Source organism: Akkermansia sp. BCRC 18949 (genome assembly GCF_045011645.1).
Classification (GTDB): Bacteria; Verrucomicrobiota; Verrucomicrobiia; order Verrucomicrobiales; family Akkermansiaceae; genus Akkermansia; species Akkermansia massiliensis.
The window spans coordinates 718,649-733,034 of the sequence record NZ_CP123619.1 but is presented as its reverse complement, the minus strand read 5'-3'; the positions used below and the strand labels follow the sequence as shown (position 1 = coordinate 733,034).

The following is a 14,386-nucleotide window of genomic DNA, read 5'->3' as shown; positions in this document are numbered from 1 at the left end:
CTATTCAAACCTTTGTCTCCGGCATTTAGTTTTTCTCCAAATCCCTGACCATCAGGGTCATGTATTCTTCCGGCCAGGAATGGGTAATCTGCCCGGCGTCATTGAAGACCGCCACCAGGCGAATGGAATCCCGCCCGTCCGAAAGCACCAGCACGGTTTCATCCTTTTCAAAATCGTAACGGGGCTTGCCGAGCTTGAAGGCGGCATTCCTGCGGTCCGTTTTCAGCCACGTGCGCGCCTGTTCCATCGTCATTCCCCGCAGGGCGCGGGCATCCTTGAAAACGCGCCGCGCCGCATTCATGGCCGCAGGGGTGGAAACCACCATGCTGTTGCGAAACGGACGGGTTTCCCACATGCGGTCAATGTCACGGTCCAGCGCGCCGCCCATGCCTCCGGAAAGGAAAAACACGGCTGCGGGCCAGACCAGAAGAATACCTACTACCCAAGCCGCCAGCCGTTTACGGCTCCTGGAAAGCGCCGCGATGCCCTGGGCTATTTTCCCCCATTTTTCCACCAGTTCCTCATCCGCATGCCCGAACAGGAAATTCACCTGCCTGCGTTTAATGCCGTTCCGCAATTCCGCCACCGTCCTTCCCTTCTCCGGAGCCAGGTCCTCCAGCGTGGGGCTTCCCTCTACAAAATGGCGGAAGATTTTAGGCCACAGCACGGGAACTACCGCAAACCGGATCGTCAGCAGAACCAGACTGCCCACCAAACAGCCGCTCACGAACAGAACGTCAAACGGGCGGCTGAAAAAATAGTCCGGATTCCACATCCAGATAAAAGGCGCGGCCAGATAAATCCCCAGGGAAAACAGGCACCATGACCAGACAATGGCGGAAAAACGGCTGACCGCCACGGCCACCCCCAGCAGGAACAAAAAGGCCCCCAGGGCGATTCCCCACGGGAACGCCCCGTAAATGGCGGCCGGAAAAGCCAGAATCATCAACGCCATGCCTACGGGCTGCCGAACTTTTTGCATGTCCGGACCGTAACACAAGCCTTTGAAGGCATCAAGAAAGGAAGGCACCGCAGTCACACAGGGCCGCTCCGCCTTCCCCTTATTTCAGCCAGCCGTACTCCATGATGAGCGCCGCTTCCACTTCCGCATTCTTGGCGGCTTCCGCATCCAGATTCTCATGCATGGTTTTAATATCCTTCCTTTGCGCCAGATATTCCTTGCCTGATAAAGCCATCCTGGACTTTTTAAACTCAATTTCCTTCAAAATGACTTTCTTCCAGATTTCAAATCTTTTCCTGCTCTCCATCAGCGCGGCCACCTTGATGCGCCTCTGCTGCAAATCCATCACAACCTTTTTCTGCATCAGATCATGATTTTCCTTGGCCGTCTTGTATTGGAACCAGGAGGTCAGCCGGGTGTCCAATTCTTCACGCAGGCTCATATTCACCTGCATGTCTCCGGCGCCTGCAAAGAACCCCTGGTAAGTGCCGCCCGTACTGGAAAACAAGGTAGGGCTGTAAAAATTAATATCCACGGACGGGAAAAACTTCATCTTGGCATTTAAAACCTGCAACCTGGAAGCTTCCAATTCCATGGCTACCATGGTCACCACCAGCAAATCCAAATGGCGGGAAGCACTCTTGTATTTCCTCCAGTCCACCCTGGGCATCGTTTCAGGCCTGACGAGCCACTGGGCATCCATATTCCCCATGAGGACAGCAAATCCCTGGGAAATTTCACTCACTCTCTTCTCCCAGTCATCCTGGATCAATTTCTTCTGAACTCCATCATCGTCATAGGGCACGGCATCCAGCCGGTTCTTATGGCTGACACATGCATTCTGATAGGAAAGTACCTGCCGGTACAGCCTGGACACCAGCTCCCTTTTTTTCATCTCCAAGGTTTTCCGGGCCGTATAAACGGCGGATTTGGCCGAATAATAATCAAAAGGTATCTGCGTCAGGGACGGCATATTAAACAGAATATTGGTATTATACTCTACATCCTGCGCTGTTACACGGGTCAGCTCGCTCAGCTCTTTTGTCAGCATCCAATCCAGGTTCACGCCCGGAATGACCTGGGTATACACGCTGATAACAGAACGTTCCGTAGCCCTGAGAGCCTGTTCCGAGCGCTTCAAATCCAAATTTCCCTCCATCATGACGGCCATTGCCGTATCCCATGAGATTTCCCTCCGGGGCAGTTCGTCCCAGTTGGGGATGGCAGCCATTTTATCCATCAGCTCCACCGTTTTTCTTTCCATGTGCTTATCCACGGAACAGGAAGTACATGCAACGGCGCAAATACAGAAACCCAACAGAGTCCTCCACCGAGCCACCCTGAATGGACTCCAGAAAAAGCTGCAAACCGAGGAGAAAAGGAGCATACTGGTGCCCGTTTCATAACTTCTGCCTCTGAAAAGTCAAGTACCAACACAGCAGAACCGGGAAAAGGAGGAAGGGGGAAGATCAGCAATGGCAAGCCGAAATCCTCTTCCATCCCCTTTCTGAAAGGGGTTCCATTTTCCAAATTTCCTTCCTTGACAGATCATAGGAAATACTACAATCTCCTTCAATAAACATTATCTACAGTTATTTGTTATGCTCCCTCTTTCCCAGAAAATCTCCCTGGCCTGCTGTTCCCTTGGACTTCTCTTTTTGACGCAATGCGGCGGAAGCAGCAGTAGCGGCGGCAATGCCCCCGATACCCTCAACGGTACCGTATTATCTATCAGGCTGGGAATAACGGCATCGGATTTCCCGAATATTTTTGAACTGATCACCGCCACCAACGGACAGTCCAGTCTTCAAACCCGTGGACAGAATATTGAAGAATGGAATGGCTCTCCAACCGTGATTTACCACAAGACGGGCAATAATGCAGCTACTCTGAACCTGCGCTGGATTGCAGGGAAAAACAATACTACGGCATATTCCATGGACCTCCCTGCTCTGGAATTTGACCAATCCACCCATGCATCCGTAGGCGGCGAAGGAGGAACGCTTTCACGCCAGCCCGCAGGACAAGAAATGCAAACTCTCAATGGCGTCAGTGCAGACGTTACCATTACTTACAGCAACTAATCATCCCTTTCCGTCTTACTCATATAATTTCAATATCCTCCATCTATATGAATACTCGTTTTTGCATCATGGCATCTCTGCTCCTCCCCTCCTTTTTGTGCACGTCCGTGCTCACAGGTTGCGGGGGCTCCAGTAAAACGGAAGAAATCTATATTCCTGTCGGAACAGCTCGCAATGTAGAAATCTCCCTGGAAAACAACCAGGTATATACGGTTGCCTTTGACGTTGTTTCCACACACAACGCCAACATCTATTCCGGAGAGAGCGCGGAGCCCAGTGTCGCGTCCATGCACGTCAGAGGCTATGTTCCCGCTGATGACACCGCCGCTGAAATAGCTTTTTACTGGTACACCAACAGAGCCGGTGAAGAGGCCTTCCCCTGCTACTTGATCATGACCAACGTTAAAAATGTAACCAAAGGCACAGGAACCGCTACATGCGCCCTGTCTGATCCCTATTTTGCCGATCCTGCCGTTACCGACCGGCCCGGTACTCTGACGAAATTCAATAAATAACCAGAATTCATTCTCTGACTTTTAAAGGCCTGCGGACTTCCTCCGCAGGCCTTTTTGTATCAAAAAACCGCATTTTCAAACGAAGGAGGAACAATTATTTACCCCCCGGCATGGGGCATGCGCACTGCTTACTTCAACACTTTCCCAATAGGGCGATAGGCAGAGAAGGCAACCGGCACGGAAGAAAGCAACACACAGATCAAAAGTGAAACTCCCAAAAGCCACAAATCCTGCCGTATGTCCGCATACGTCAACACCGCATCGCCCAGCTTGAAAAATTCTCCCAGGACAATCTTTTGAGTCTTCATGAAGGCCCATACAGCTCCGGCATAAGAAATTCCTATCAGGAATATGTTCTCCACAATAAATGTCAGCACCAGCAGAGCCGGACGCACCCCAAAACTTTTCATCAATGTATAGACATACTCGTTCTGCCGGAATTCCATAGACGCCAGGGCAATCAGAAGAATGCCTACAATAACCGCAATACCGATAGAAAAACCGGTCCGGCATTCCATCTGGTTGCTCATCAGCACTTCCAACCTCTTCAACATGCTCACATGAGTCTGAACCATCGTCATGCTCCCGTCATAGCGCACCATATTATTAAGCGTTTCCTCAATATTCTGGATATTGTCCGCCGTCATCTCATGAACCCTGATTACATACCGGTCATTGCTTATAGGGGCCTCCTGCCCGGTATTGAAAGCTCCTTCCGGAGCCAGCACCACTCCTGAAGGATATAATTTTCCTAAAAGGTGGTTCTCCGGCAACGGGGATGCATTCAATGAAAAGTCAAAATCCCCGATGACAACTCTGCACGGTCCCGGATGCAGGGAACTCCTGTCCGGGTGAAACAAAAGGACGACAGGCACTTCCTCCAGCCCCAGATCAGCAAGATAAAAGCAGGACTCCATATTGTATTCCAGAATGGGGAAAACCGCCTTTCCCACACGGGCGAATCCCGCGGGAGCATCTTTTAACGCCAGGACGTCGCAGCCATACAAGGAAGGCAATTCATGCTGAAGCAAATTCCTTTTGGAAGGTTCACCGTCGCGCACGGTATCAAGGACTACAATCAGATCAGCCCCGTTTCTTTTGATCTCATCATGCAGCATCTTTGCAGAGAGAACATAATTCGCAAGAAACGAAAGGGCGCACAGGGAGAGGAAAAACGCTACCAATACCCGGGAAAGCGGGCTGGCGGGCCTTTCCCTCCACCGGTGCAGAGTATCCTTAAAGAGATACAGGCTGATTAAAATCAATGATTTCATGAGTCAGGTCAAAGAGCCGGGAATCATGCGTGCTTAAAATGCATATCTTATCGGACGGGTATTCCCTGATCAATTTCTTGATGATCTCCGTATTGCTGTCATCCAGACCGGAAGTAGGTTCGTCCAGCAGCAGAATATCTGAATCCTTCATCAGCGTACGGGCCAGAGCCGCACGCTGGGCCTGTCCGCCGGACAGGCTGCCCGCCTTCTTGTGACGCAGGGATTCCAATCCCAAACGCTCCACGAGGTCGTCCACTCTTTGTGTCCACTGTTTTTTAGGCAGCATGGCCATCTCCGCACACAATTGAAGATTCCTCTCCACCGTAGCCAGAGGCAGCAGATTGATCCCCTGAAACATGTAACTTACTTCCTTCCTGCGATAAAGAGCATCAGTGAGAGAACGCCGGCCGGGAGCAAGAACCTTTCCGCGCTGGGGTTTCAGATAACCGGCCAAAAGTTTCAGCAGCGTGGTTTTTCCGCATCCGGAATACCCTTTTAAAATAGTGATTCCAGATGAAAAAAGCCTACTGTAGTTTTCAAAAATCCATTGCTTTCCCGAGTAGCTGAAATAAACGGATTCACATGCCAATTTCATTTTTTCCGTACAATCAATTCCGTTTCTCCATTTACGATCAGCTCCATATCCGGATGCGTTTTTTCAAGCAGTTCCTGCCAGGAGGAACATTTCCTTCCTTCCGGACTAGAGGCCAGCAAAACCTTATTGAGACGAATCACCTCTCCGGAAGGAGAATAATAGAGCCTGGCCGTGCAATTGGAACCCAGCATGGCGTGAGCCCGGTCATGATCCTTTGGAGACAGGCGGAAAAAATAAGCCAGTAAATCCCCCCCGCTGGAAGTGTTTTTCTCTACACGCTTGAAAGCAAAGTTCCCCCGCAGCATGGAACCGTCACTCATGGGAACAGCCAGATATAATGATTCCGGCGGCAGCCTGGTCAAATCAGGATCCGCTATGGAAATGGTAATATAATAGGCGGAATCATCACAAACGGTAGCAATGGCTGCCGCCGCATCCAGATACAGGGATACGCTGTTGTCCCGCGGGAAGGAAAACTGGTACTGCAGCTTGCCGTCAAAGGGCATTTTAAGGATGTATTTTTCCTCTTTCTTGCTGAAGTCCAATCTGGCCTTGTCCCCCACCATGGCTAATTCCTTTTTGGTCAGTTCAATCTTGTCCTTCAAGGATTTTTCCGCCCGTTGGCCGCCTTCCGGCTGTTTGCTGGCATACTGCCTTTCCTCCCTGGACAGGGAAGAATAAAATTTCATTTCTTCCAATTGTTTCTCCAATTCGGACAGTTCCTCCTCCTTGGCGATACGGTCTTTTAAAATCTTGACCTCCAGCTCCCTCCGCTCCATCTCAATTTCATCCTCATTGACCGTAGCAATGATGGTATCCCGCCGAACGCGGCCGTCCGCCGGAATCCAGTTGCTGACGATGCCGTCCGCCGGCATGCTAAAAGAACGTATCCTCTCAGGGACGACCTTGGCCCTGAATACATTGATGTAGCAGTCCCTGGCTGTTTCCGGAACTTCTTCTTGAACGTTCGGAACAGTCTCCGTTCCGAAGCCATGCGGCAAAAAAGACGCCAGCATGCATGAAAATGTCACCAGGCATAATTTTCCCCAATTTTTCAACATATTTCCTGCAAAAAAAAGCGCGGCCATCCTTCACGAATGACCGCACTTTGAATATAAAAACTGTGACTCATGGGCCACTCAATTACCGGTAGGATAATAGAACACCGTGCCATCCGTTCCCGCCCAGGGGTTCCCGGCAACAATAGCTCCTTCTCCGTCCTGAATGCCGCTCACGAACGAAACGTTGCCCGTACACGTACCCTCGGCCGTTTCATACTTTGAAGAGGTATTGAATGTGATGTCCATGTTCACCTGAACGGAGCCGTAGAAAATCACCACAATCGGACCAGGCAAAGTGACCTGGCCCTGAGCAATCACGAAGTTGCCCACCAGAGAAGCTTTTTCCGCAGTCGTCCTTCTGTACACCATGTGAGTCGTGGCGGGAATAGAAGTACCGGCAGCGGCTCCCTGAATCTTCGCCAGAGGAAGGTCGGTATCATTGCCATCCAGCTGGATGATGAGAGAGGAGGCGTTATCCGGGTTCACCTGATCCGTAATCGGCACTACCATATTCAGCCTGCTGCCTGAGGGAAGACAGGTTCCTTCTCCACTATCGCCGCTGCCTCCGCAGGACAGGAGCCCGGCAGACACTGCCGCCAGAGACAAAAAGGAGAGAGAATACTTGTTAAATACACGGGCAAACATAATGGAAAATGAGTTTTTTTCAAGATAGTGATTCTTGGGAGAACGTCAACAAAATAACTGCATTGATCTGCATCTTCATGCTGTTCCGCGGACTCAAAGCCCCCGGGGAAAAGAACGGACGGCCTGGTTTATCTTCCCCAGCACATCAAAACACGCGAAATACGGAAACCCCTCTCCGCATCTTCCAGCAGCGTTCATGCATAAGCAGCATCATCTTATGATCAACCTACCTGACCTTTTCCAAACGCCGCTTGAGCACGCGCCCCGTGATGAAGAGGGGGGCCGCCCCCATCAGGAACAGCAGCAGGGAGTCCTTCCAGGGGGTAGGCACCGTTCCTTCGTCCGCGCTGTAGCCGGGATCGTCCGGAGCCTTCCCCGTGTTGCCCCACGGCAGGGGCTGGCGGCGCGCCAGGAAAATTTCCGGGCGGTCCAGCGTATCACGGCTGACGCGCTGGATTTCCGCGGATTCATCCAGCATTACAATGCGGTCATTGACGTAAAAGGATTTAACGGAGGGCTTGCCCTTCCCCTGCTGTTCCAGTTCCGCAATCACCTGCCTGTAGTTTTTCTCATAGCCGTTGACCGCCGCCCTACGTACCCGCCGGACCGCGGCCTTGGCCTGTTCCGGATCGTCCGCCCCGATGGCGGCTATATGCAGGAGCGCCATCTTGAGCAGCTTGAATTCCTCAAATTCCCTGTTGTCCAATTGGGGCTGCTCCTTGAGCTCGTCCACTTTCTCCTGAATGGTTTCACGCTCCCTTTCCCAGACGTTTTTGGAGGCCTGGTCCACCACCATCGTTTCAAAGGAGTAGCGCAGGGGGCAGAATTCCGCCACCAGCGGCACGCGGCCCGGCTTGAGGCGCCCGTGTTCATCCGTGCGGTGGGCGGACCACGGGATGAACTGGTTCATTTCATCAAAGTGGACAATGGCCCCGGCCATCAGTATCTGGGGAATCAGCAGCAGGGGCACCATGTTGAGCGCCGCCCGCTCCGTTTTGGCAAAGACGGAGACCAGCAGGGACAGGCTCACGCCGATGAAGGCCGTCAGGGTCATCGTCCCCAGGTAGATCAGGAACATTTCATGGATTTCCAGGATGGCGTTCCCCACCCACAGGAAGAGGGCGGACTGCACGGCGGAAAGCCCCGTCAGCACCAGCGCCTTGGCGAGCACGTAACCGGTCACGAACACCTTGGCGTTGCTCTCCCGCTTGAGCAGGGCGCGGTCCTTGAGCACTTCGCTGGCCGCCCCGGTCAGGCCGAAGAACATGGCCACGATGGTCGCCAGGAACAAATAGGAAGGTATGTGAAGGGCGGTGGCAAACGTGTATTCCGGGCTGGAAGAGGCGCGCAGGGTCAGGGAAATCAGCAGGGCCAGCACCGGCCCTTCCAGCAGCATGGTGTACAGCCCCATGCGGCTCCGCACGCGGCCCAGGAAGGTGCGCACGGCCCAGATGCGAAAAAGCCGCCAGAGCTGCATCACGCTGCGCCGGGGGGCAGGCGGGAATTCCAGCGTGCCTTCATACAACGTTCTGGGCGCCCCTCCTTCATGGTGGTGCCCCATTACGTTGCGGAACCGGTAGCCTTCAAAGCGCTCCTGCCACAGCCGGGGGTGCTGCCGCCTGCGGCGGTCATGCCAGGAAAGGGGGGCTTCCAGCACTTCAAACACGTAGTCCGCGCCGCCGGCCGTCCGCGCCTCCTCGGAAACGTCAATGGCCATATCCACGGCCGCCTTCCGGAAATAGCGCATCATGCCCGGCACGTCTCCCCAGTAGGCCATCTGGCCGCCGTGGTCCAGCACCAGCACCTTCTGGAACTGGTTCAGGATGGCCGTGCTGGGCCGGTGCATGGTGGCGATCACCATCTTGTCACGGCTCATGTTAAGCATGGTCTGCATGACCAGCTTGGCGTCGGAGGTGGAAAGGCCGCTGATGGGCTCGTCCAGCAGGAAGACGTCCGCAATGCCCGCCAGGTCAAGCCCCAGGTTCAGGCGCGTGCGCTCTCCGTCGGAAATGGTGCGCGCATTCATCTCTCCCACGCGGCGGGAGGCGATGTGCGTCAGTCCCAGGAATTTCAGAATGGCGTTCACCCGCCTGACGCGCTCCGACCGGGTCAGGCGCGGACGGCGGATGATGGTGGCCTGGGCGATGTGCTCGGAAACGCTCATGGCCGCATCCAGAATGTCCTCCCGCGGAATGAAGGCGATGTAGGGCCGGATCAGGTCCGGAGCGCTGTACAGAAGCTGGTTGTTGTAACGGATGCAGCCGCGCGTGGGCGGAAGCTGCCCGGCCAGCATGGAGAGCAGCGTGCTTTTTCCGGATCCGCTGGGGCCCAGGATGCAGACCATCTCTCCGCGCTTCACGGTCAGGTCAATGTTGTCCAGCACACGGCCGGAACGCATGAATTCCTTGGTCACGCCCTCCACGCTGAGGGTTCTGATGGCGTGGTATTCTTCATCCAGCACCCCGGCGGAAAAACGGCAGCGCAAGGCGTGGTAGGCGTTCAGGTGCACCACGTCCCCGTCGCGCAGGGAAACCCTTCCCCGCACGGGCCTGCCATTGAGCAGCAGGGGCATGGAAGCCTCCACCACTTCCAGCCAGCCGGAATTGGTGGCGCTGGAAAAGGAAACCTCCAGCACCACTCCGGCGGCCAGACCCGGCGTCAGCAGCATGTCCCCCTTGCGCGCCTTTTCCGGCAGGTTGGTTACGCGCAGCTTGCGGGTCCCGGGGTCCAGGCGGAAGCGGCGTCCGATGTCCGACATGGAGTTCTGCACCTCCCCCATGGAAAAAGGCCCCTCCCCGTCCAGCGTGAAGGAGGAATAGTAGGCCATGCGCACGTTCTCACCGGGGTACAGGCGCCGCCCGTCCACCACGAATTCCACTTCCGGCCTCAGAACCTCCACCCTGCACGCCAACCCCATGTTCACGCGCACCTCGCTGGCCCGTGAACGCACCCGGCTGATTTGCAGGGCGCCGTTGTCCAGGGAAATATAGCATACTTCCTGCTTGCCGGAACGCTTGCAATCCAGGAAGAACGCGAAGTCTTCAAAGCTTAGCGGACCTGACGGCAGCAGCACCACCTGCCCGTTGGTCAGCGGCATTACCCCGCCGGGCGGCAGGTGGCGGCCGCGCACCACAATAGGCCTGGAGCCGTCATTCACCACCAGCACCAGGCGCGAACACCGGATCAGGCGGAAGGAAATGCCCTTGTCCTGTTCCGGCAGGGATACCTCCGCACCAATGCCGGAGGAAAAACCGACGCTGTACGCCGGCTCCTGGGCCTCCACGTCCGGCGTCATCAGAAGCTGCCTCAAGTGGTTTGCCGTACCCGGCAGTTCCAGGCCGTACGTCACCTGGTCAAACAGCTCCCCGGTCATGCGGGGGTCTCCCGTGTTGATGAGCAGGGAAAGCACTTCCAGCGCAATCGCCATGCGCTCCGTCTCGTCCCTGCCGGAGGCGGCGGAAGCCAGCACGTCCGCCACCGTCAGATTGGCCCGCATGGAACGCTCGAAACGGTTGGAAAGCCAGCGGTGCTCCACTTCCGGGAAGGTGTAGCGCAGAATGTCCAGCGCGGCATCCGCGTCGCGCGCGCTCAAGTGGCGGCGCCCGCTCAGAATGGTGGCAAACAGGTCCACCAGCGTGCCGGCATGCACTTTCATGGAACCGTCGTCCCGGCGCAGCCACGGCACGTAGGCGCCCAGCGTCCTGACCAGATTCAGCCTCCAGTGAATCAGCTTGGAGGGTATGTCAAAAAACCATCGGATCATGCCAGGGAACGCGTTGCCGGAACCAGTAGTACAGGGATTCCCGGCCTACCTCAAGCGCAACCGGAATTTCACGGAGAAATGACAATATTTTCTACAGCTTTATCTTGCAATAGGTCTGGAGGAAGTATAGTTCTGTCCAATGTTCATGCTTTCCATGCGAAAGCGAGCCAAATACATCAACATTATCACAACATGGATATTTTAGTTTCTACTCTTTGTGACTTCGCCGCCGACTACCAGGGCAAGCTTTGCATCCAGGGCGGTTTTGACTCCCTGGTCGCCCGTCAGTTCCCCGTCGTGCACCCCGTCTGCGCCGTTGCCCTGCGCATCTGCCTCACTCCTGAAGACGAAGGCACCCACGAACTGGGCCTGAGCATCGTTGACGCCGACGGCACGCCGCTGGACAAGGAACGCATGCCCATCAAGATCAACTTCCCGGTGCCCGCTTTCCCGGAAGGCGCCTCCTTCTTCACCCGCAACCTGATTATGAACTTCCAGGGCCTGCGCTTTGAAAAGCCCGGCAACTACTCCATCGACCTGACGGTTGACGGCGAACTGGCCTCCCGCGTGCCTTTCCGCGTGGTGCAGGTGCAGGAAGAAGCTCCCCAGGCCTAAGAATAAATCTTCTTTTTCATCAAACCGCCTCCCGTTCACCCGGCAGGCGGTTTTTTGTTGGGGTGCATGGAGCCCCCGTCTGTCCGAAGGAGGGGGATGAAAACCACCGGTTCCATGTTCCCATGAAAGCCGGTTCGCTCACAAAGCCTTCCCCCCGGGAGCGGAGGTGGCTTTCCGGCCTTCGTACTGAAAAGCTTTTCAAAGCGGAACCTAGGCTCATTTTTCTCTTTTACTAACCGGACATGGCTATGAGGGCCGGGAGTCCCTCATTCCCGGGAGAGCGCAGGCAGGCTTTCGCCGGGTGGGGAAGCGCCATGGTTGGCGCAGCCCTCTTTTCTCTTTGGAAAGAAAGGAGGTGCGCCTTTTTTGCGTTCTCCAGCCCCCTTTTTCATTGCGGTTCCCCACCGGATTGACCATGATACGAACCGCTCCCACCCGCCATGCAAACCCCACGCCTCCAGTACGACAGGATTATCATCACGGGCGCATCGTCCGGATTCGGGGAAGCCTTTGCCGGAACGCTGGCCCCTCATGCGGCGGAACTGGTGCTGATTGCCCGGAACGGGGACGTCCTGCGCCAGCTTGCCGCCGCGCTGGAAAAACGCCACCCCGGCCTGCGCGCCTCCGTCTTTCCCTGCGACCTGGCGGATGAAGCTTCCCTGGACACGCTCGTTTCACATCTGGACAGCCTTCCTCCGGGCAGAACCCTGCTGATCAACAATGCGGGAGCCGGGGATTACGGAGAATTCGCGGACGGCCGCTGGGAAAAAATCCGCGCCCTGCTGCGCCTGAACGTGGAAAGCCTCACCCGCCTGTGCCATGCGCTGATCCCCTCCATGAAACGGAACGGCGGGGACATCATCAACCTCAGCTCCCTGGGAGCCCTCCTGCCCATTCCGGATTTTGCCGTTTATGCGGCCACCAAGGCTTATGTTTCCAGCCTGTCGGAAGCGCTGCGGCTGGAACTGCGCGAACACGGCATCCGCGTGCTGGCCGTCTGCCCCGGCCCGGTTTCCACGGGCTTCGGAAAAGCGGCCCGGCGCCCCGGCTTTACCGGAAACATGATGCCGGGCCGCAACGCCTTTGACACGTCCGTTGAAACCGTCGTGAAAGACAGCCTCCGCGCCCTGTCCCGCGGGCGCGCACGTGTCTTCCCCGGCATGAAAATACGGCTGGCGGCCCTGCTGTTGAGCATTGCCCCGCTGGGGCTGATCCGCTTTTTCATGGGCAGGCGTCCCCGGAAAGTCCTTCCTGCCCCCAACGATTCACCTTCTTCAGCATCATGAAAGCACACCGCCGCGGAACACCCCGCCTCACCTGGTTCAAGCTTGCAGTCTGCATCTGCCTGGCAGCCATGGCGGCATCCCTGTTCACACCGTATCCGGCCCAGATTATCCGGGCCCTGAAAGGGGGACCTGAACAGGCGCCCCCGGATTCCGGGGCCTATCCGCCGCATGAATCCATCCCTGCGGAACAGCCCGGACAGGAAGAGCCTGCGCCCCCCCTTACTCCATCCGTTTCCGGAAAGGAACCTGAAGATTCACGGCTGACCACGCCTTGGACGCCGGAGCGCACGATTGCCCTCCCTCCGGTGCAGTATCCCCCCTTCCCGCCCGTCCTCCCCACGAAGCCCGCGGAGGGAGCCATGACGAATATCTACGAACTGGCACGCGGCCTGAACCTGAAAACGCAGGTCAATTTCCAGCCCGGCACCCTGGCTTCCAGGGACAGGGAGACTAAAAGCAATTACCAGATGACCCTCACCCTGAACGTCAAGCAGCCCAAGGCCCTGACAAAGAAGGAGGACATCCTGAACATCAACCCCAAGCTGGGAACCATGCTTCCCGGCCTGTCCACCCTGTTCAAGCATGCGCGGGTCTCCCCCTATTACGGGCAGATTTACGTCCGCAAGCAGACGGAAATCCGCAAGAACCTGGCCTCCCTGCTCAAGCTCCTGGACCGCCATAATTACTACGATACGGAGACGATTCTGGAAACCACCTATCCGGATACGGGCAGAAAACTCCTCTGGCTACAGAGTGAAATGGACGTTGTTTCCGACGGTTCGGACGGGGACCGCCTGTCCACCATGCCGGATAAAATCCTGAAAAGCTCCTTCTACCAGCCCAGCACTTCCTACCGCTGGAAGAAGCGCACGGACAAGCCCAATCCCCTCCTCAAGCCCTGGCAGCAGAGGCTGGCTTCCTACAAGAAGACGCTGGAAAAAGCCTCCGCCGCGGAAAAACCGGCCCTGCGCCGCAAGATAGACCACGCGGAACGGGTCATTGAAGAATTGAAGCGCTACAGTTTCCTGATCTCGGAATACGATCCGTTCATCGTGGTCCCGCTGGGAGTGGTCAACCAATCCTCTCCCTTTTCCCCGCAGTTCGGGGATTACGCCGTCGTCATCGTGGGGGACAAGTTGTACCCGGCCCTGGTGGGAGACGCCGGACCGCGCTACAAGACGGGGGAAGGCTCCCTGCGCCTGAGCCGTGAAATCAACCCCAAGGCGGGGCCTTACAGCCGCCCCGTTTCCGACCTGGTAGTCAGCTACCTGATCTTCCCCGGTTCCGCGGATCCGGAAGCCGGACCGCCCGACTACGAGAAGCTTACAGCCAAATGCCAGGAGCTGCTCCATGACATCGGCGGCATGGGAAAGGATTTCAAGCTCCACCAGTGGGAGGACCTGCTGGCGCCCAAGCCGCCGCCCGCTCCCCCCGCGCCCAAACAAGGGAGCGGCAATCCTGCGGAAACACCTGCGAACGGCCAGAAGAAGGCGGATGCCCCTGCGGACAAGCCGGCGGAAAATGCGGCCCCGGCAGCCTCCCCTGTCACTCCGCCCGCTCCGGAACCCGGCAAAACCGCCGCGTAGG

At 56.2% G+C, this 14,386-nt stretch carries 12 protein-coding genes; 5 read left to right on the top strand and 7 right to left on the bottom strand.

The features are described from left to right. Positions 1–25: 25 nt before the first annotated feature. Complete coding sequence (locus P8A25_RS02975; protein ID WP_102726585.1) at positions 26–982, bottom strand: hypothetical protein; 957 nt, start codon at positions 980–982, stop codon at positions 26–28. Between the two features lie 79 nt (positions 983–1,061). Beyond that, positions 1,062–2,225: a hypothetical protein gene (locus P8A25_RS02970; protein ID WP_022397744.1), complete on the bottom strand. Its 1,164-nt coding sequence runs from the start codon at positions 2,223–2,225 to the stop codon at positions 1,062–1,064. Positions 2,226–2,562: 337 nt separating this feature from the next. Here P8A25_RS02970 and P8A25_RS02965 point away from each other — a divergent pair, with 337 nt between their 5' ends. After that, positions 2,563–3,045 carry a hypothetical protein gene (locus tag P8A25_RS02965; RefSeq protein ID WP_022397743.1) on the top strand — a complete coding sequence of 161 codons (483 nt, stop codon included), beginning with the start codon at positions 2,563–2,565 and terminating at the stop codon, positions 3,043–3,045. A gap of 47 nt (positions 3,046–3,092) precedes the next feature. Beyond that, the gene (locus P8A25_RS02960; protein ID WP_215442475.1) at positions 3,093–3,560 is read left to right on the top strand and encodes a hypothetical protein; all 468 of its coding nucleotides are present in this window, start codon (positions 3,093–3,095) and stop codon (positions 3,558–3,560) included. 128 nt (positions 3,561–3,688) lie between these two features. Here the strand turns inward: P8A25_RS02960 and P8A25_RS02955 are convergent, their stop codons facing one another. The 5 genes from P8A25_RS02955 to P8A25_RS02935 form a co-directional block, all read right to left on the bottom strand. Further along, positions 3,689–4,834 (bottom strand): FtsX-like permease family protein, encoded by a 1,146-nt coding sequence (locus P8A25_RS02955; protein ID WP_022397741.1) that lies wholly within the window; start codon positions 4,832–4,834, stop codon positions 3,689–3,691. Next, a complete protein-coding gene (locus tag P8A25_RS02950; protein WP_022397740.1) occupies positions 4,797–5,429 on the bottom strand; it encodes an ATP-binding cassette domain-containing protein in 633 nt (210 codons plus the stop codon). The genes P8A25_RS02955 and P8A25_RS02950 overlap by 38 nt, the downstream gene beginning before the upstream one ends. Then, positions 5,426–6,304, bottom strand: a complete 879-nt coding sequence (locus P8A25_RS02945; RefSeq protein ID WP_146019189.1) for a hypothetical protein — start codon at positions 6,302–6,304, stop codon at positions 5,426–5,428. The genes P8A25_RS02950 and P8A25_RS02945 overlap by 4 nt, the downstream gene beginning before the upstream one ends. Positions 6,305–6,568: 264 nt before the next feature. After that, entirely contained in the window at positions 6,569–7,135 is a 567-nt protein-coding gene (locus tag P8A25_RS02940) for a hypothetical protein (protein ID WP_022397738.1), read from the bottom strand. A gap of 226 nt (positions 7,136–7,361) precedes the next feature. Continuing rightward, complete coding sequence (locus tag P8A25_RS02935) at positions 7,362–10,898, bottom strand: ATP-binding cassette domain-containing protein (protein WP_022397737.1); 3,537 nt, start codon at positions 10,896–10,898, stop codon at positions 7,362–7,364. Between the two features lie 192 nt (positions 10,899–11,090). Between P8A25_RS02935 and P8A25_RS02930 the strand changes: the two genes are divergently transcribed. The 3 genes from P8A25_RS02930 to P8A25_RS02920 all read left to right on the top strand — a co-directional run bounded on the left by P8A25_RS02930 (position 11,091) and on the right by P8A25_RS02920 (position 14,385). After that, the gene (locus P8A25_RS02930; protein ID WP_022397736.1) at positions 11,091–11,513 is read left to right on the top strand and encodes a DUF6941 family protein; all 423 of its coding nucleotides are present in this window, start codon (positions 11,091–11,093) and stop codon (positions 11,511–11,513) included. Between the two features lie 440 nt (positions 11,514–11,953). Continuing rightward, positions 11,954–12,799: an SDR family oxidoreductase gene (locus P8A25_RS02925; RefSeq protein ID WP_250715597.1), complete on the top strand. Its 846-nt coding sequence runs from the start codon at positions 11,954–11,956 to the stop codon at positions 12,797–12,799. After that, positions 12,796–14,385, top strand: a complete 1,590-nt coding sequence (locus P8A25_RS02920; RefSeq protein WP_215442472.1) for a glycoside hydrolase family 75 protein — start codon at positions 12,796–12,798, stop codon at positions 14,383–14,385. Before P8A25_RS02925 ends, P8A25_RS02920 begins: the two co-directional genes overlap by 4 nt. The last annotated feature ends 1 nt before the right edge of the window (position 14,386 follow it).